Origin of the sequence: Parapontixanthobacter aurantiacus (assembly GCF_009827635.1) — a bacterium.
GTDB classification, from domain to species: domain Bacteria; phylum Pseudomonadota; class Alphaproteobacteria; order Sphingomonadales; family Sphingomonadaceae; genus Parapontixanthobacter; species Parapontixanthobacter aurantiacus.
Genome location: NZ_WTYW01000001.1, coordinates 763872 through 781562 on the forward strand (window position 1 = coordinate 763872; position 17691 = coordinate 781562).

Annotated in this window: 15 protein-coding genes, 2 tRNA genes and 1 other RNA gene; 9 read left to right on the forward strand and 9 right to left on the reverse strand. The window is 62.6% G+C overall.

What is annotated here, in order from left to right:
• The first annotated feature begins 60 nt into the window (after positions 1–60).
• Together GRI38_RS03710 and GRI38_RS03715 are read left to right on the forward strand one after the other, a co-directional pair.
• Entirely contained in the window at positions 61–1860 is a 1800-nt protein-coding gene (locus tag GRI38_RS03710; RefSeq protein ID WP_160681560.1) for a DUF885 domain-containing protein, read from the forward strand.
• Between the two features lie 169 nt (positions 1861–2029).
• Positions 2030–5308: an autotransporter domain-containing protein gene (locus GRI38_RS03715; RefSeq protein ID WP_160681561.1), complete on the forward strand. Its 3279-nt coding sequence runs from the start codon at positions 2030–2032 to the stop codon at positions 5306–5308.
• Positions 5309–5373: 65 nt separating this feature from the next.
• Here the strand turns inward: GRI38_RS03715 and GRI38_RS03720 are convergent, their stop codons facing one another.
• Positions 5374–5730 carry an I78 family peptidase inhibitor gene (locus GRI38_RS03720; protein WP_160681562.1) on the reverse strand — a complete coding sequence of 119 codons (357 nt, stop codon included), beginning with the start codon at positions 5728–5730 and terminating at the stop codon, positions 5374–5376.
• Complete coding sequence (locus GRI38_RS03725; protein ID WP_160681563.1) at positions 5727–7079, reverse strand: ABC1 kinase family protein; 1353 nt, start codon at positions 7077–7079, stop codon at positions 5727–5729. Before GRI38_RS03725 ends, GRI38_RS03720 begins: the two co-directional genes overlap by 4 nt.
• 47 nt (positions 7080–7126) lie before the next feature.
• Here GRI38_RS03725 and GRI38_RS03730 point away from each other — a divergent pair, with 47 nt between their 5' ends.
• Positions 7127–7594, forward strand: coding sequence for a DUF3429 domain-containing protein (locus GRI38_RS03730; RefSeq protein WP_160681564.1), 468 nt, complete (start codon positions 7127–7129; stop codon positions 7592–7594).
• Between the two features lie 8 nt (positions 7595–7602).
• Here GRI38_RS03730 and GRI38_RS03735 read toward each other — a convergent pair.
• A tRNA-Pro gene (locus GRI38_RS03735) sits at positions 7603–7679 on the reverse strand.
• Between the two features lie 115 nt (positions 7680–7794).
• Here GRI38_RS03735 and GRI38_RS03740 point away from each other — a divergent pair.
• From GRI38_RS03740 to GRI38_RS03760, 5 genes are all read left to right on the forward strand, one after another.
• On the forward strand, positions 7795–8745 hold the full coding sequence (locus tag GRI38_RS03740; protein WP_160681565.1) for a thymidylate synthase: 951 nt from the start codon (positions 7795–7797) through the stop codon (positions 8743–8745).
• A 99-nt stretch (positions 8746–8844) separates the two neighbouring features.
• Positions 8845–10140: a 3-methyl-2-oxobutanoate dehydrogenase (2-methylpropanoyl-transferring) subunit alpha gene (locus GRI38_RS03745; protein ID WP_160681566.1), complete on the forward strand. Its 1296-nt coding sequence runs from the start codon at positions 8845–8847 to the stop codon at positions 10138–10140.
• Positions 10141–10217: 77 nt separating this feature from the next.
• Positions 10218–11216 carry an alpha-ketoacid dehydrogenase subunit beta gene (locus tag GRI38_RS03750; protein ID WP_337191264.1) on the forward strand — a complete coding sequence of 333 codons (999 nt, stop codon included), beginning with the start codon at positions 10218–10220 and terminating at the stop codon, positions 11214–11216.
• A gap of 6 nt (positions 11217–11222) precedes the next feature.
• On the forward strand, positions 11223–12608 hold the full coding sequence (locus GRI38_RS03755; RefSeq protein ID WP_160681568.1) for a dihydrolipoamide acetyltransferase family protein: 1386 nt from the start codon (positions 11223–11225) through the stop codon (positions 12606–12608).
• Positions 12609–12753: 145 nt separating this feature from the next.
• Positions 12754–12830: transfer RNA gene (locus GRI38_RS03760), tRNA-Asp, on the forward strand.
• A 15-nt stretch (positions 12831–12845) separates the two neighbouring features.
• Here GRI38_RS03760 and GRI38_RS03765 read toward each other — a convergent pair.
• The 6 genes from GRI38_RS03765 to GRI38_RS03785 form a co-directional block, all read right to left on the reverse strand.
• Entirely contained in the window at positions 12846–13628 is a 783-nt protein-coding gene (locus GRI38_RS03765; protein ID WP_160681569.1) for an Fpg/Nei family DNA glycosylase, read from the reverse strand.
• Between the two features lie 60 nt (positions 13629–13688).
• Entirely contained in the window at positions 13689–13919 is a 231-nt protein-coding gene (locus GRI38_RS03770) for a DUF2842 domain-containing protein (RefSeq protein WP_160681570.1), read from the reverse strand.
• A complete protein-coding gene (locus GRI38_RS03775; RefSeq protein WP_337191234.1) occupies positions 13916–14521 on the reverse strand; it encodes a 5-formyltetrahydrofolate cyclo-ligase in 606 nt (201 codons plus the stop codon). Before GRI38_RS03775 ends, GRI38_RS03770 begins: the two co-directional genes overlap by 4 nt.
• 41 nt (positions 14522–14562) lie before the next feature.
• Positions 14563–14747, reverse strand: a non-coding RNA gene (ssrS, locus tag GRI38_RS14385) — 6S RNA.
• A 61-nt stretch (positions 14748–14808) separates the two neighbouring features.
• Positions 14809–15282, reverse strand: a complete 474-nt coding sequence (gene zapA / locus GRI38_RS03780; RefSeq protein WP_160681572.1) for a cell division protein ZapA — start codon at positions 15280–15282, stop codon at positions 14809–14811.
• On the reverse strand, positions 15279–15518 hold the full coding sequence (locus GRI38_RS03785) for a hypothetical protein (protein WP_160681573.1): 240 nt from the start codon (positions 15516–15518) through the stop codon (positions 15279–15281). The genes zapA and GRI38_RS03785 overlap by 4 nt, the downstream gene beginning before the upstream one ends.
• Positions 15519–15701: 183 nt before the next feature.
• Here GRI38_RS03785 and tkt point away from each other — a divergent pair, with 183 nt between their 5' ends.
• On the forward strand, positions 15702–17687 hold the full coding sequence (tkt, locus tag GRI38_RS03790; protein WP_160681574.1) for a transketolase: 1986 nt from the start codon (positions 15702–15704) through the stop codon (positions 17685–17687).
• The last annotated feature ends 4 nt before the right edge of the window (positions 17688–17691 follow it).

A 17691-nucleotide genomic window follows, 5' to 3' on the forward strand; every position in this document is an offset into this window, starting at 1 on the left:
CTTACTGGACCAAACCGCCCCACCGCAATAGAACACGCGAAGAAACACGGAGCCCGCAGTATGAGAACCATCCTTTCCGCCGTCCTCTTGTCGTCCGCCTGCCTGGCTTCGGTTCTTGCACCCGGTTCGGCTCAAGCGCAGCAGCAGACGAACGCTTCTACAAGTGAAGAGGTGCAACGCTACGAGGCTCTGCGCGAAGAAATTTGGCAATGGGTGCTCGACAATTCTCCGGGCACGGCCACCAGCGTCGGTGATCGTCGCGGCGACGGCAAGCTGGGCGATCTGTCGCTTGACGGATACGAGCGCAACATCGCGGAAGCCCGGGGGTTTGTCGATCGGCTCGACGCGATCGAAGAGAGCGCGCTGCCCGACGACCTCCGGGTCGATCTGGCGATCGCGCGTCGGGGCTTGGCGGACGAGATTGCCTTCGCCGAGTTCGACCAGTCGCGCTACGTCATCTTCACCAATCGCGGAGGCTGGTTCCAGGCGCTTTCCGCGCTCCCCTATAGCTCACCGTTCTTCACGAAAGCGGATTACGAAAGCTACGTCGCCCGGCTCGAGGCGTACCCGGCCTATAACGAGGACGGAATTGCACGCTCGCGCGAAGCGGTGGCGCGCGGCCTGACGCAACCTTGCGGCCCGATGGAAGGATTCGCGGACCGGATCGAAGCGCAGATTACCGACGATCCGACCCAATCCGCCCTGTGGCAGCCATTCGCAGAGCGTCCCTCGACCATTTCGGAGAGCGATTGGGAGGCGCTGAAGGAACGCGGCAGGACCGCCATCGTCGATGATGTCTTCCCAGCCTATCGCGCCTTCGTCTCATTCTATGAAGACGAATATGCCCCGAACTGCCGGACGGGCGCTCCGGGCATTCTCGAAACGCCTGGCGGGGCGGACTATTATGCCTATCGCGTGAGGAGCTTCACCACGACGGACATGACGCCTGACGAGATACATCAGCTCGGCCTGTCCGAAGTCGCGCGAATTCGCGCGGAGATGGAGGAGGTCGCCGCCGATGCGGGCTTCGCATCGCGTGAGGCGTTCATCGAGCATCTGCGCACCGATCCGCAATATTATGCCGAAACGCCGGAAGAACTGATGGAGGCGGCCAGCGCGCTTGCCAAGCAGATCGACGGGTTCATGCCGAAGCTGTTCGGAATGCTGCCGCGCCAGCCCTATACCGTCTTGCCCATCCCGGCGGCCACCGCCCCCGGCAACACGACGGCCTATTACGAGATTGGCTCTCTGGAAACCGGTCAGGCCGGTATCTATCGCGTAAATACGACGGAGCTCGATCAGCGTCCCTTGTGGGAATTGCCGGCGCTTGGTGTGCACGAAGCGGTTCCCGGTCATCATCATCAGATCGCCCTGCAGCAGGAACTCGACCTGCATCCGCTCCGTCGCAACGGCACCTTCTTCACCGCATTCGTCGAGGGATGGGGCCTTTACAGCGAGCGGCTGGGTATCGAAATGGGGCTTTACGACACGCCCGCGAAAGAGATGGGACGCCTGTCCTACGAGATGTGGCGAGCGGCGCGGCTCGTCGTGGATACGGGCATTCATTCGAAAGGCTGGTCGAAAGAACGCGCGGTCGAGTTCATGCTCGACAATACGGCGCTGTCGCCGGCGAATATTGATGCCGAAGTCAATCGCTACATTACCTGGCCGGGTCAGGCGCTTGCCTACAAGATCGGCGAACTGAAAATTCGGGAGTTGCGGGAAAGAGCCAGCGAAGCGCTCGGCACAGAATTTTCGCTCCGCGATTTTCACGATGCGGTTCTCGAGAACGGCGCCGTGCCGCTTGATGTTCTCGACGCGCATATCGACCGCTGGATCGAAGAACAATTGGTCAACTGACAAAGCCTTTGTGCCAATCCTGAACAACTCCGGACATATTTGTTAATTTTTTGGTAAGGTCCCTTTCAATGGGGGGCTCTCTTGGTATCGTCCTTGCATCGGACGAACAGCGAATCGCCGGTATGAGGATCGGCGGGCTTTCGTTCAAACGACAGTCAGGGGTCCCTTCATGACAAAATCCTTACATTTCCGCCATTCTCTCGTCGCGGCTACGTCGGTCGCTGCGCTTGCAGCTGCTTTCCCGGCATCCGCTCAGGACAACGACGTCAGTCTCGCTACGGCCGGCATGTCGAATGCACCGATGGCCGGTTCGATCGACGTGAGCATCGGCGACGATCCATATTCACCCGGCATCATTACGCGCGACGACATCGATCCGAATGCGGATAATCCCGATGGCAGCCTCGACATCGACGGGGTCAATGGCATCGGTCAGATGATTGTCTGGAACGGCGGAGGTTCGGTCGGCCTGTGTACCGGAACGCTGATCAATCCGCGCACGGTTCTCCTAGCCGCGCACTGCGTCAATTCTCGTCCTCAGGAGGCCTATGGAGCCGATACGGGGGGCACACCGATCGGTTTCGGATTTGAGCAGAACGCACGTCCGGGCGCCATTTCATGGATTAATAGCGGGTTCGACACGGTCGAGGGCCGCTCATTCTACAATGTCGACTACCTCTGGTACGACGAACGTTCGCTTGAATTCGGCTTCCTCGAAGCGGACATCGCGCTTGCCACGCTCGATACTCCGGCTTTCGACGTTCCCACTTGGGCAATGCTGTTCACTCCGCTCGATCAGCAAGAGCATGTCACGATTTCGGGCTATGGCGGTGCCGGAACGAACGCTCTCGGCAATCAGGGCATCGACTTCCGCCGCCGGTCTGCGGAAAACTTCGTATCGTTCCTCGGCTCGCTCGACGATTATGACGAGGGCATTTTCGGTTCGCGCAGCGGCCTCGAGCAGAATCTTTACTGGACGTCGTTCACCGATCCTGACGGCATTTACGACGTTTCGCAGCTTCGGCTCGATTTCGGCGTATTCGGGACCGACGACGTATCCCTCCCCCGTGAAGGCACGACTGCCGGAGGCGACAGCGGCGGTCCGCTGATCCTCGACGAGAAATACGATCTCGATCTCGTTCTGGGCGTGCTGTCCGGTGGCGGTAGCATCTTCGGTTCGACCGCATTCGGCGATGCATATGGCTCCTACAGCTTCTACCAGCCGCTCCATGCGTTCTGGCAGGTCATCGTCGCAAACAATCCTTACGTCTATGCAACGACCAAGGGCGGAAACGGCGAGTGGACCGATCCCGGTCACTGGGTTCAAGCGATGGACCCGAATTACTACGTCGCACTCGATGGCGAACTCATCAATCGCCTCCCCGACGCGCCCGGTGCCGAACTGAGCGGCGAAGGCGCCAAATACGGCCAGATCTGCGGCATCGAACTGAACTTCCCGTTCCTCCAGACCGGCGAATGTCAGGAGTTCGACCAGGATCCGATCGTCGGCGCGACAGGCGATCAGTATTTCGTCGAAGGCGGACCGGGCTCGGAGAATTTCGTACCCGACAACTACTCCGGCGATGTCGTCAACCGGATCAAGCCGCGTTACTACGACGTGACCCTTTACGAGGGCATCACGACGCTGTCTGATGCGGAGATTACGATCGACCGGCTGACGATGGAAGGCGGTGTTCTCGACATCGAAGAGAGCGGTTCGCTGACAACGCTCGGCGATTGGACGCAGATCACCGGCTGGACGAATGTCGACGGCACGCTGAGCACCGGCGAGGCGTTCCTGCTGACCGGATTGCTGTCAGGCACCGGAACGTTCGAAACGCCCTTCTTTACGTCGGTAGCGGGCATCGTTGCGCCCGGTGGCGCCGACCGGATCGGAACCCTGACGATCGACGGCAACGCGATCCTCGCATCGGGCTCCGCGCTTTATATCGATGCCGATCGTTCCGGCGCTGATACGCTGGCCGTCACGGGTGTCTTGTCCCTGTCGGACCCGAACGATCCGGATGCGCCGGGTGCGTCCGTCGTCTTCAACAAGCCCATCGGCGGCAAGGCGCCCAAGCCGCGCGACGGCGATGCATTCGTCATCGCCACGGCGGATGGAGGTGTTCAGGGCACGTTCGGACAAGTCTACTCGTTCCAAGGCGTCCTTCGTCCCGAACTGAGCTACACGGACACGAGCGTCATTGCAGAACTGCGCGCTGGCAAGTTCGTGGAGATCATCGGTCGTAACAACCCGACTGCGAGGGCATTTGCCTCCGCGCTCGATCAGCTTCGCTCCTCGTCCTACAACGATCTGTACAACCTCTACGGCACGTTCGACCTTCTGGAAGGGGCCAATCTGACCAATGCGCTGGCTTCGCTGGCGCCGCGGATCAACGACGATGCCTCTCTCCTGCAGGAACAGCAGGCCAGCATGCTGTTCGACAACGTCACCGACCGCCTCTCGCTGATGGGGTCGCAGGATACGGGCACGCTCAGTGTAGCTGGCTCGCTGCGGGGCCTGGTCGGCTCGGACCGCGAAACTTCGCCTGCCGTGCGCAACGGCTTTGCGAACCTTGCACCGGACCGGCAGCAGGAACTGGCGCTTCCCGAGGGCTTCACCGGCTTCGTATCGAGCGGCACCTTCGCCTCGCACAATAGCGGCGGCGCGACGGGCAATCTCGACGACCGCCAGCAGGGCCGCTACGTCGGTATGGGCATCGAGCACGAAGTTGCCGAGCGCCTGACCGTGGGCGTCGGCTACGGCTATGCCAGCGGACTTGCCAATAGCGGTTTCGACACGGCCGAAAGCGAAGTGAACCAGGTCGCCGCCTACGGCTCCTATCGCCTCGACGACGGCGCCTATGTCGGTCTTGCAGCCAACTACCAGATGGCCCGGACGCAAACGCTGCGGTTCGGCTCGGACGGCTTCGGCGAATACAATCTCGAAGGCGACCGGTCGAGCGAGCGCATGTCCGCGGTTGCGGAAACCGGCATTAACGTGCCCGTGTCGGACGGACTGACCCTGACGCCGCGCGCTCAGCTTGCCTATAACCGCACGTCGCTCGACGGGTTTGCGGAAACGGGCGGAGAAACGGCGCTCGCGATCGACGATTTCGCGACGAGCGAAGTGCAGGCCCGCCTCGGTGCGAAGCTCGCGGGCTCGCAGGATCTGGGCAATGGCTGGACCTTCGTTCCGCAGATGCAGGCGAATTACGTCCGTATCCTCGACGGGGCACAGGACGGCATGACGGTGCGCTTCGCCGCGGCGAGCGACGTTCCCATCCTGCTGCCGCTCGCCAATGGCGACAGCAACTGGGCCGAAGTGAAGGGCGGCGTTTCGGTCACTCGCGGGCTCGTCCGGTTCGGAGCCGGGTTCGAAACGGATATCGGCCGCGATGCGGTCCGCAACGACCGGGCGGTCGCGGATATCAATATCCGCTTCTGATCCCGCTCGTTTCGCTGATCAAGGGAAGGGCTGCGCTGCGAGGCGCGGCCCTTTCTCTTGCGCGATCAGCCGCAACGAAAGCCGGTGATGGCACCTTCTTCATCGGTCATGACGTTCAGGCGGTCGGTGCGATAATCCATCGTTACGACGGTTCCAGGCGCAATGACGCGCAGCATCTCGGCACCCGCCAAAGCCAGCGCACGCTCGCGAAGTTCGTCGGTGAGTTGCATTCCGATGAGTTCCGAAGCCGCCGACGCATCGCAGCTTTCGAGCGCTTCCTTGAACCGTTCGACGTTGCGTTCGTTCTCGTTCGCGGCTTGCGCATTGTCGTCCGTGACGCCGGTATCCTCGGGAGTGGATTGCGGTGCGCAGGCGGTCATGGCGAGGCCGGCAGCCATCGCTAGAAGTGTCAGGGTATTCATTGGTCGGCTCCTGTAACGGGGTTGGCGGCGAGCGTTTCAGATACGATGCCACGCACGTCGACGACCGCTTTCAGGCGGGCGCCGAGCAAGGCCGTCCCGCTCACCTTGCGCTGAACGAAAAGCGTTTCGGCGGGCGGAATGTGCCAGCTCTTGCGGTCCTGCGCGATCGCCATGCCCTCGTCGCGCAGCAGGGGCACGAAGGCGCGGTTGCCGAAGTCGAAGGGCTTGTCCGCCGCCATCTCGCCGACGATGATGTCGATCATGCGTTCGACGCGCGGGCGGTGGCGTTCGATCGTGGCCGGCGAGACGAACCCGGCCGCGACGGCTTCGGTCATAAGTCGCTCGCTGTCCTGCGCGAGGCCTGCTTCGATCAACCGCCTGTAATTGCCCCTGATCGTATCGGACAGGTCACGGGTCGCGCCGAAGTCGAGAAGGACGATCCGGCCCGTCTCGGGATTGTAGCGATAATTCGCGAAGTTCGGATCAGTCTGCATGACGCCGAATTCGAACAACTCTTTCGAGACAAGCTCGATGAACTTGCCGAAAACGCGGTCGCGCACGTCCTGCGCTTCCCCGGCAAGCTGTTCGATGGGGATGCCTTCCTCGAAGGACATTGCAAGGATCTGCGGCCGGGTGAGTTCTTCATACAGGCGCGGGACGGTGAAATCAGGATTGCCGGTCAACCGCTCGGCGAAGTGGCGCATCTGCTCTCCCTCCCGCAGGTAATCCGCTTCTTCGTGCAACTGTTCCTTGGCAGCCGTGAGCAAGGGATCGATGTCGAGTTCCTTCGGCAACAAGCCCGACAAGCGAAGCAGGCTCGCGACATTGTCCACGTCGCTATCGATGCTGCGCGCGACACCGGGATACTGGACCTTTATTGCAAGGCTTTTGTCATCGCGGGTAACGGCGCGGTGAACCTGCCCGATGGAGGCCGCCGCGATGGGCCGCGGCTCGAACCGGCGGAATTGCTTGCGCCAGTCTTTGCCCCATTGCGCCGCCAGAACCGTGTCGAGCTGCTTCGGCGGCATGAAATTGGCGTTGTCGCGTAGCGAGGCGAGAATGTCGGCGAGTTCGGGCGGCAGGACGTCGCCCGCATCCATCGAGATCATCTGACCGAGTTTCATTGCCGCTCCGCGCAAATGGGAAAGTCGCTCCGTCAGCCGCTTCGCATTGCCGGGCGTCAGCAGCATCTCGTTGACGCGCGGTCGTTCGCCTGCCGCGAGCCGTCGTGCGCCTTCGGCCATCATTCCTCCCGCAACACCTCCGGCAAGCCGCGTGAAGCCGGAAAGGCGGGAAAGGCGACCCGAGGGAACCGCGCGGTGGCGGCCCGGATTGTCGTTATCGGACATAGACAGGATATGCGGTTCGCACATCCACCTTACAAGCAGGAGAAAGCATGAACCCCGAAAGCGGACGCACCGGGCCGGACACTTCGTCGTATCTGTGGCTCGGCTATGCGGGGCTACTGCCTCAGTTGCTCGCCGTACTGCTGGTGCTTCGCGGAGGGGAATGGGGCTTCGTCGCGCTGGCCGGAGGGTTCGCCTATGCGGCGCTGATCTTCTCATTTCTCGGCGGGGTGTGGTGGGGACAGGCCATGCAAAGCGGGGGGAAGCCGCGCTGGGCGTTCGCCGTTGCCGTCCTGCCAAGCCTCCTATCGCTCGCGCTGTACCTGCCTTGGACGCTGGGATGGCGCTGGCCCGATCCCTCGCTCATCTGGCTGGGCATCTTCCTGACGCTGTCGCCCTTCGTCGACCGCGCGCTCGGCCTGGCGCCGCCAGCGTTCCTGCGGTTGCGCTGGCATCTTTCGCTTGGACTGGGAGCGCTGACGCTGCTGCTCGGCATTCTGGTCGTTCGCGTCGCGTAAGAAAGACCTGGTCGGGAAGAGAGGATTCGAACCTCCGGCCCCCGCCTCCCGAAGACGGTGCTCTACCAGGCTGAGCTACTTCCCGACCGATCGTGCCGCAGGCTCGCTTCCCGGGTGAGGGTCCGGACCTGCAGAAGGCGGCGCTATAAAGCCGGCAGGCGAGGGTGGCAAGCGCGCTTTTCGCGGTCTAAGGTCGCGCGATGGCGACCCGTCCGATTCCCGCTGCCGAGACCGCGCATCCAGAGCAGCAATATCTCGATCTGATGCAGGATATCTGGAAGAACGGGAACGAGCGCAGCGACAGAACGGGCGTCGGCACTCGCTCGATCTTCGGCGCGACGTTGCGGTACGATCTGTCGGGCGGAGCCATGCCGCTCGTCACGACCAAGCGGGTCTATTGGAAGACGGCGACGCGCGAACTTCTCTGGTTCCTGACGGGCAGCACCAATATCCGGCCGCTCGTCTTGCAGGGCGTCAAGATCTGGAACGAGTGGCCTCACGCGCGTTATGTCCGCGATACGGGAGATGACCTCTCATTGGAGGCATTCGTCGCGCGGATCGCCGACGATCCCGTCTTCGCCGAGGAATGGGGCGATCTCGGGCCGGTTTACGGGAAGCAATGGGTCGACTGGCCGACCTATGAACAGACGGGCAACGGAAATTACCGCAAGGGTGAGGGCATCAACCAGGTCGCTCAGACCGTCGATTCGCTCATCAATAATCCGGGCAGCAGGCGCCATATCATAGAAGGCTGGAACGTCGCCGAACTGGACTCGATGGCTCTTCCGCCATGCCACAAGACCTACCAGTTCCATGTCGCCGGCGACCGGCTGAACTGCATCCTTTACCAGCGCAGCTGCGACGTGGCGCTCGGTCTGCCGTTCAACCTCTGGTCCGCGGCACTGCTCGCGCAGATGATGGCTCAGCAAACCGGGCTCGCGCCGGGCGAACTCGTCTGGATGGGCGGCGACGTCCACCTCTATCTCAATCACGCGCATCTCGTCACCGAGCAAGTCGAGCGGGAACCGCGCGGCCATCCGACGCTTGAGATCAAGAGAAAACCGGACAGCATCTTCGGTTACGCGATCGAGGATTTCGAGGTTCACGGCTACGATCCGCATCCCCCGATCTCCGCTCCGGTCGCGGTCTGAGACGCGGCTTGACCCGGACTAGCGGCTGAAATAAAATAACACGAAGCTGCAAGATTGCTACATCGAGAGAGCGAGCCTTACGCGGCGGAGGAGAGACATTTGACGAGCGCATCCGACGAGCCGGCGGCTTCCAACAAACCGCAACTGTCGCTGCACGTGCCGGAGCCGAAATACCGGCCCGGCGATCAGGTGGACTTCTCGCATCTGTCGATCCCGCCAGCGGGCGAGCAGCCGCGCCCCGACGAAGCATGCGAGGCGAAGGAAACTGCGCCGCTTTGCCATGACCTCATTCGTGTGCTGGGCGACGACAACCGGGCGCACGGTCCGTGGGACCCGAAGCTCGATCCGGAAACGCTGCGGACGATGCTGCGCCATTTCGCCCTCGTGCGCGCCTTTGACGAGCGGATGTTTCGGGGACAGCGGCAGGGCAAGACCAGCTTCTACATGAAATGCACCGGCGAAGAGGCGACCAGCGTCTCGGCGGCGATGGCGCTGGCCTCGGACGACATGGTGTTTCCCTCCTACCGGCAGCAGGGCGTCCTCATCGCACGCGGTTATCCCCTCATCGAGATGATCAACCAGATCTATTCGAACAAGGGCGACAAGCTGAAGGGGCGGCAACTGCCCATCATGTATTCGAGCCGCGAACATTCGTTCTTCTCGATCTCCGGCAATCTGGCGACGCAGACGCCGCAGGCGGTTGGCTGGGCGATGGCGAGCGCGATCAAGAACGACAGCCGGATCGCGGCGACCTGGGTCGGGGAGGGCTCGACTGCGGAGGGTGACTTCCACTCGGCCTGCACCTTCGCGACGGTCTATAATGCACCGGTTATCATCAATGTTATCAACAACCAGTGGGCGATCTCGAGCTTTTCCGGATTTGCCGGGGCGGAGCGGACGACCTTCGCCGCGCGGGCGCTCGGCTACGGACTGGCGGGTCTGCGCGTCGACGGCAACGATCCGCTCGCCGTCTATGCCAGCCAGAAATGGGCGGCCGACCGGGCGCGGGCGAATGGCGGGCCGACGCTGATCGAGTATTTCACCTATCGCGCAGAGGGTCATTCGACCTCCGACGATCCGTCCGGCTATCGCAGTGCGCAGGAGCGGGAGGAATGGCCGCTCGGCGATCCGGTCATGCGCCTCAAGCGTCACCTCATCGCGCTCGGCGAATGGGACGAGGAGCGGCAGGAGGAAATGGACCGCGAGGCCGCCGAGGAAGTGAAGCGCACGACCAAGGAAGCCGAGAAGAACGGCATTCTCGGCCATGGTCTCCACCATCCGTTCCGCACCATGTTCGAGGACGTCTTCGAGGAGTTGCCCTGGCACCTCAAGGAGCAGGCGGAACAGGCCATTCACGAACGCAAGACGAAATTTCCCGAAGGACTCCCGGAATGAGCGACGTGGCCGACAAGCAGCAAGGCGCGAAGAGCCGGAAGGGCACGAAGGATGCGGACGGCGACCGCCGCCTCAACATGATCGAGGCGATCAACGATGCGCTCGACATCATGCTGGAACGCGATCCCGACGTCATCATCATGGGCGAGGATGTCGGCTATTTCGGCGGCGTCTTTCGGGCGACCGCGCATCTTCAGGAAAAGCACGGCAAGACGCGCGTGTTCGACACGCCGATCTCGGAATGCGGCATCATCGGCGTCGCTGTAGGCATGGGCGCATACGGCCTGCGGCCCGTCCCGGAAATCCAGTTCGCCGATTACATCTATCCCGGCCTCGACCAGCTCATCAGCGAGGCGGCGCGGCTGCGCTACCGCTCTGCTGCGGAGTATATCGCACCGCTGACCGTGCGCTCTCCCTTCGGCGGGGGCATCTTCGGCGGACAGACGCACAGCCAGTCGCCCGAATCCATCTTCACCCACGTCGCTGGCCTCAAGACGGTCATCCCCTCCACGCCGCACGATGCAAAGGGGCTTCTGATCGCAGCGATCGAGGATAACGACCCCGTCATCTTCTTCGAACCCAAGCGCATCTATAACGGCCCGTTCTCGGGCTATTACGACCGTCCTGTCCAGAGCTGGGCGAAGCACGCGGACAGCGTCGTGCCGGAAGGCTATTACCGCATCCCGCTCGGCAAGGCGCGCACGGTGCGCGAGGGCACGCAGATGACCGTCCTCGCCTATGGCACGATGGTTCACGTGGCAGAGGCTGTCGCGCGCGAGAAGAACATCGACGCGGAAATTCTCGACCTTCGCACACTCGTTCCGCTCGACATCAAGGCTGTGGAAAAGTCGGTGGAAAAAACCGGTAAATGCATGATCGTGCACGAGGCGACGCGCACTTCCGGCTTCGGCGCCGAACTGTCCGCGCTGGTTCAGGAACGCTGTTTCTACCATCTCGAAGCCCCGATCGAGCGCGTGACCGGCTTCGACACTCCCTATCCGCACAGCCTGGAATGGGCTTACTTTCCCGGCCCGATCCGTATCGGCGAGGCCATGGACAAACTTCTGGAAGGCTAGAGCCCGATGACGAAATTCACATTCAATATGCCCGACATCGGGGAAGGCATTGCCGAGGCGGAGATCGTCGCCTGGCACGTCAAGATTGGCGACAAGGTCGAGGAAGACCAGGAAATCGTCGACATGATGACCGACAAGGCGACGGTCCCGATGGAAAGCCCCGTCACGGGCAAGGTGCTCGAAGTCGCCGGCGAGGAAGGGGACATGGTCTCCATCGGCTCGATGCTGGTGGTGATCGAGGTCGAAGGCGAAGTTCCGGACGAGGTGCTGGAAGAGAACGAGGCCGTGGCGGACCATGCGCCAGGCTCCGGCGCGGGCACGGCCCCGGCGCCGACTTCTGCTCCGACGCCTTCACAATCGCCTGAACCCGCGCCGGCGCCTGCTCCTTCGCCGAAGGATAGCACGGTCGAGGAGCGGATCGGGGTCGAGAACCCTGACCCGTCCGATGCGAACGATGCCATTGCCCGCGGGCAGGACACAAGCAAGCCGACCGACACCGCTGCTTCTTCATCAACCAGCGACCGCAAGGTTCTTGCGTCGCCCGCAGTCCGCAAGCGTGCCAAGGATCTCGGCATCGATCTGGCCGAAGTGAAGCCAGCCGAAGGCGGGCGCCTGAGACACGGCGATCTCGACCAGTTCCTGTCCTATAATTCGGGCTTCACCGGTGCCGCGCAGACCCGCTCGGACGAAGAACGCAAGGTTATCGGGATGCGCCGGCGCATTGCCGAGAATATGGCGGCTTCCAAGCGCAACATCCCCCATTTCAGCTATGTCGAGGAAGTGGACGTCACCGCGCTCGAAGCGATGCGCAGCGAACTCAACGCCAATCGCGGTGAGAAGCCGAAGCTGACCATTCTGCCGTTGCTGATTACCGCGATCTGCAAGACACTGCCCGACTATCCTATGATCAACGCGCGCTACGACGATGAGGCAGGCATCGTCACACGTCACGGCGCGGTCCACCTCGGCATGGCAACGCAGACCGATGCCGGGCTGATGGTGCCCGTCATCCGCGATGCACAGGCGAAGAACCCGTGGCAGCTTGCACGTGAAATCCTTCGGCTCGCTGATGCCGCGCGCGAAGGCACAGCCAAGTCCGAAGAAATGCAGGGCGGAACGCTGACCGTTACCTCTCTCGGCCCGCTCGGCGGGGTCGCGACGACCCCGGTCATCAATCGCCCGGAAGTCGCGATCATCGGCCCCAACCGCATCATCGAACGACCAATGTTCGTTCCCGATGGCATGGGCGGCGAGCGGATCGAGAAGCGCAAGCTGATGAACATCTCGATCAGTTGCGATCATCGCGTCGTCGATGGTTACGATGCGGCGAGCTTCGTGCAGGCGCTGAAGAAACTCATCGAAACGCCGGTACTACTGCTCAGCCAGCCGTAGAATTTTCGCCGCGTTCGCAGGGGTTTTCGGGCGGTTTTCCCCCCTTTGCGAAAAAGCGGCAAAATAAGCCTCGCGCCAGTATTGACACTCCTCCGGGTCTGTCTTAGTGGCGCGTCTCCCAAGGGGCGCTGCAAGCGTTTAATGCGCGGGTGTAGCTCAGTTGGTTAGAGTATCGGCCTGTCACGCCGAGGGTCGCGGGTTCAAGTCCCGTCACTCGCGCCACTTGGGACTTTAACCTCATTCCTGATGTTTATCGCAAAAGTAGGCGGTGCGTCCGCCGACTTTCGCGGTGACGATCGTCCCGTCGCAGCGCGGACAATCGCTGCCTTCATCGCGGCCGCGCACCAGCCAGTCATCGGGAAGCTTCTCATAATCGGCATCCTTCGAAACGACGGTTTCGAGGATCGACTGCATCGCATCGTAGAGTTCGCCGAGCGTGTCCTTCGACAATTCGTTTGCGCGGCATTGCGGGTTCAGGCCGGTCTCGAACAGGATTTCGTCGGACCAGAGATTGCCGATCCCTGCTAACTTCTCCTGACTCATCAGCGCAGCCTTGATCGCGCTTTTCGTCTTGCCGAAGGTTTCCAAGAAAGTGTCGCGGTCGATGGCAAGGGCATCCGGTCCCAAGCCTTCCTTCGCGATATATTCGTCAGGGTCGTCGATCACGCGCACATGGCCGAGCTTTCGCGGACAGCGAAAGGCAAGGGCGCGGTTCCCTTCGAACCGGATCAGCAGCTTCGTATAGTCCGGCGGATCGGCGGGTTCGTCGAACGGGATCAGTTGCCCGGTCATGCCGAGATGCACCGTCATCCACGGCCCGGTCTTGCTGCCCGCGAACACGTTTTTGCCATGCCGCCGCGTTTCGGTGAATTGCCGCCCGACAAGGCGTTTGCGTTCGTTGTCACCGGGGAGTTCGATGTAGCTCGTGTCGTCGCCGAGTTCGACGCTTTCGATCGTGCGGTTGAGGCATTCGCGCTCGAGCAGGCGGCGTTGCGCCTCGTTTTCTGGAAGTTCGGGCATAGGAAGGAAACGGGGCTTGTGCGCCGCCGTTCCGCTACGAAACCGGGCCCGCTTTCACGCTCAGGCGTCGGGCGGAGGGCTCCAGCGGCCCGTCTCCATCCAGATGAGGAACCGGCGCAGCGGCAGAAGCCAAAGGACGCCGAGCACGATATAGACCAGCGTCTGTGCCAGCGTCGGCCAGTCGCCGATCAGGTCGGGCGCATAGCGGGCGATGACGATGCCGTAGATGGCCAGCCCCAGCAGCAGGCCGAGAATTCCGATCGGGATGCGCCAGGTCGGCTCCTGCCTCATCGCGCCGCTCGCTTTTCGAACGGACCGAACAGGCGGGTCGGCGTCACGATCATGTCGAGCGGCTCGTCATGCTGTTCGACGGGCATTTCAGCAACGAGCTGCGCGTCCCAGGCAAGGCCGATGCGCTGCCGCACGAGGTTCGCGCCGAGGAAGCGATCGTAATGCCCCTTGCCCTGTCCGAGGCGGTGGCCTTCTTCGGTAAATCCGATCAGGGGCACGAACAGGATGTCCGGGTCGAGCAGCGGCGCCTCGCTGCGCGGTTGCGGAATGTCGAACGGACCGCTTTCTAGATCGTCGTCCGCGAACGGATCGGTATATTCGCGAAACTCCATCGCCGCATTTTCTTCTGCGAAATAAGGGAGGGCGATGCGATAGCCGTTTTCCTGAAAATGTTTAGCATAGGCGCGGGTCGGCGCCTCGTCGCCCATCGCATGATAGAGGCCGATGACGTCGTCCGCTTCGAGCAGATCGGTGACTGCGGCGGGCGGACGCATTAAGAGAAGCGCGCGCACCTTGTCGTCGATGGCCGCGACATGGTCCTTTCGCTTCGCTCTCAGACTGCGGCGCAGATCGGCCTTGTCGGTGACTATTTGCTCGGTCACGTGTTTCCTTCGCGCCTGAATGCGGCGATGCATCGAGAAGTGGCGGGACCACCATGGGTCGTTGCCTCGAGATCCACTGACGCGAGAACGTCAGGTGGGCGCCGTATACCCCGAACCCCGGGGTTCCTCAGTTGAGGAAGGGGCCCATGATCCGGGACAGGGACAGCTCCCTTGGATGTGCTTATAGCCTCAGGGATGTTCAATGGCTCGTACCGGGCAGCCCCGCCGCCTTCCATGTAGGGGTGCGCCGTGCCGCGCTCAAGGGGAAAGCCGGGCTCGGCGAATTATCAGGCGAGGCTGTTCTCAATCGTGTCGGCGGACTTCTCCAGCGCATCGGCCAATGCTTCGAGCTGGTCGGCCAGCTGGCGGTTCTGCCGTTCGAGTTCGCGATTGGCGGCCACCCCGAAGGTCAGGGTCTGCGGCGGCTCCTCGTCGCGCGCGGCGAGTTCCGCGGTCAGCCGGTCGCGATCCTTGCGCAGGCTATCGCGCTCGGTCTGAGCCTGTTCGAGTTCTTCTTTCAGCGATGCGAGCGAGCCGGAACCGGTTGCATCGGGATGCGCGGCCGAGTGCTCCTGCATCTCGTCGGCCAAGACAAGCGCGGCAAGCAACAGGTGCTTGGCATCGTTCTGGGCCAGCGACAGGCCGAGCATCTTCAGCTTGTCGTCGATGACCTGGCCCAGTTCGCGGATGCGCGGTTCCTGCCCTTCCGCACAGGCGACGCGGTAGCGCCTGCCGCCGACTTCGAGATCGAGCTGCTTCATGCCTCCAGCCGCCCAATCAGGTCGTCGAGCCGGGTGAGGTTGTCGGCAACCGCCCGCTTCATCGCCGCATGACGTTCCGCAAGGTCGCTATCGGCGCCATCGTCGGCTTCGCGCGACGCCAGCTTTTCGGCCGCAGCTACGAGCCGCAGGCGCGCCGCTTCGATACGCTCGATGGCGGTTTCGATCCGGTCCTCGTCCATAGCGCGGTTTATCGCGCCAAAACGCTTGGATGGCAACGGTTTGCGTCACGCGCTTGAGAGCTTTTGCACAAACGGTGCGCTCCGTGCGGCAGGGCGTTTCGTCCGGGAACGGAAGGGGGCGCGCGCCTTGACCTTGCCAGCACGCTCGGCAAAGGCAGTCGCACGATGGCGACTCGGCGCGCCTAACCCCCCTTTCCGGCCGATGGAGGCACGACCAGCATGAGTTCGCACGAAGTGAGTTTCGCGGATATGGCGGGCGCCATCCGCGCATTGGCGATGGACGCGGTCGAGGCGGCGAATTCGGGCCATCCAGGGATGCCGATGGGCATGGCGGACGTCGCCACCGTCCTCTTCTCTGACTTCCTGAAATTCGATCCCAGCGCACCCGACTGGTCCGATCGCGACCGCTTCGTCCTGTCGGCGGGCCACGGTTCGATGCTGATCTATGCCCTCCTGAATCTAACCGGCTATGCCCGGCCGACGATCGAGGACATTCGCAATTTCCGCCAGTGGAAGGGGCCGTGCGCCGGGCATCCGGAAAACTTCCTCCTCGACGGCGTAGAGGCGACCACCGGCCCGCTGGGGCAGGGGCTCGCGATGGCGGTCGGCATGGCCATGGCGGAGCGACACCTCAATTCCGCGTTCGGCGACGAGCTCGTCGATCACCGGACCTGGGTCGTGGCGGGCGACGGCTGCCTGATGGAAGGCATCAACCACGAAGCGATCGGGCTGGCAGGTCATCTGAAGCTCGGCCATCTCAATGTCCTGTGGGACGACAACAACATCACCATCGACGGCTCGACGGAATTGTCGACCAGCGAGAACATCGCCGCGCGTTACGAAGCGACGGGCTGGCACGTAACGAGCTGCGACGGGCATGACCCCGAAGACATCCGCCGCGCATTGCAGGAAGCGCAGGAAAGCGAACTCCCTTCGCTCGTCGCCTGTCGCACGGTCATCGGTAAGGGTGCGCCCACGAAGCAGGGCACGGCGGCCGCGCATGGCGCTCCGCTCGGCGAGGACGAGATTAAAGGCGCGCGCGAAGCGATTGGCTGGCAGTACGAACCCTTCGTCATTCCCGATCCCATCCGCGACGCGTGGAAGGCGACCGCCAGCCGGGGCCGCGACGCGCATCGCGACTGGCTCAACCGGCTGAAGGAAGCGGACCAGCGCGAGGAGTTCGAGCGCCGCATGGATGGCGACCTGCCCGACCTCGGGCCGATCGACGATTACATTGCCGATCTGGTGTCGAAAGAACAGAAGGTCGCGACCCGCAAGGCGAGCGAGATGGCACTTGGAGTCATCAATGATGCCATCCCAGAGACCATCGGCGGTTCAGCCGACCTGACAGGCTCCAACAATACCAAGGCGGGCGGCATCGGGGCGTTCTCCGCCGACGATTATTCCGGGCGCTACGTCTATTTCGGCATTCGCGAGTTCGGCATGGCGGCAGCGATGAACGGCATGGCGCTGCATGGCGGCGTGATCCCCTATGGCGGCACGTTCCTCATCTTCAGCGACTATGCACGCAACGCCATTCGACTGTCGGCCTTGCAGCAGGTTCGCGCGATCTACGTCATGACGCATGATTCCATCGGGCTGGGCGAGGACGGCCCGACGCACCAGCCGATCGAGCAGATCATGTCGCTGCGCCTCATCCCCAATCTCAAGGTCTATCGCCCGGCCGACATCGTCGAAACGGCGGAGTGCTGGAAGCTGGCGCTGATGGATCGCGACACGCCGTCCGTCCTGTGCCTGTCGCGCCAGGGGTTGCCGCAGGTTCGCCGCGAGGGCGGGATGCTGTCCGCCAAGGGTGCCTATCGCCTGAAGTCTGCCGAGGCGGAGCGCAAGGTCATCCTGATCGCCACCGGCAGTGAGGTCCAGGTGGCACTTGCCACCGCGCAGCAGCTGGAAAGCAAGGGCGTCGGCGCCGACGTCATCTCGATGCCGTGCATGGAAACCTTTGCCGAGCAGGACGAGGCCTATCGCGAGGACCTGCTGCCCAATGTCAATCCGGACACGATCCTTCGCGTCTCGATCGAGGCGGGCGCGACGCTGGGCTGGGAACGCTATACCATGGCGAATGGTCTCAATATCGGGCTCGACAGGTTTGGCGCTTCCGCACCCGGCAATGTCCTGTTCGAGCAATTCGGTTTCACTGCGGACGCCATCGTCCCGCAGATCATGGACAAGTTGAAAAGATAAGCAG

Coding starts and splice junctions, on each gene's coding strand:
- GRI38_RS03710 (WP_160681560.1), top strand. CDS start 61: ATGAGAACCATCCTTTCCGCCGTCCTCTTGTCGTCCGCCTGCCTGGCT.
- GRI38_RS03715 (WP_160681561.1), top strand. CDS start 2,030: ATGACAAAATCCTTACATTTCCGCCATTCTCTCGTCGCGGCTACGTCG.
- GRI38_RS03720 (WP_160681562.1), bottom strand. CDS start 5,730: ATGAATACCCTGACACTTCTAGCGATGGCTGCCGGCCTCGCCATGACC.
- GRI38_RS03725 (WP_160681563.1), bottom strand. CDS start 7,079: ATGTCCGATAACGACAATCCGGGCCGCCACCGCGCGGTTCCCTCGGGT.
- GRI38_RS03730 (WP_160681564.1), top strand. CDS start 7,127: ATGAACCCCGAAAGCGGACGCACCGGGCCGGACACTTCGTCGTATCTG.
- GRI38_RS03740 (WP_160681565.1), top strand. CDS start 7,795: ATGGCGACCCGTCCGATTCCCGCTGCCGAGACCGCGCATCCAGAGCAG.
- GRI38_RS03750 (WP_337191264.1), top strand. CDS start 10,218: ATGATCGAGGCGATCAACGATGCGCTCGACATCATGCTGGAACGCGAT.
- GRI38_RS03755 (WP_160681568.1), top strand. CDS start 11,223: ATGACGAAATTCACATTCAATATGCCCGACATCGGGGAAGGCATTGCC.
- GRI38_RS03765 (WP_160681569.1), bottom strand. CDS start 13,628: ATGCCCGAACTTCCAGAAAACGAGGCGCAACGCCGCCTGCTCGAGCGC.
- GRI38_RS03770 (WP_160681570.1), bottom strand. CDS start 13,919: ATGAGGCAGGAGCCGACCTGGCGCATCCCGATCGGAATTCTCGGCCTG.
- zapA (WP_160681572.1), bottom strand. CDS start 15,282: ATGAAGCAGCTCGATCTCGAAGTCGGCGGCAGGCGCTACCGCGTCGCC.
- tkt (WP_160681574.1), top strand. CDS start 15,702: ATGAGTTCGCACGAAGTGAGTTTCGCGGATATGGCGGGCGCCATCCGC.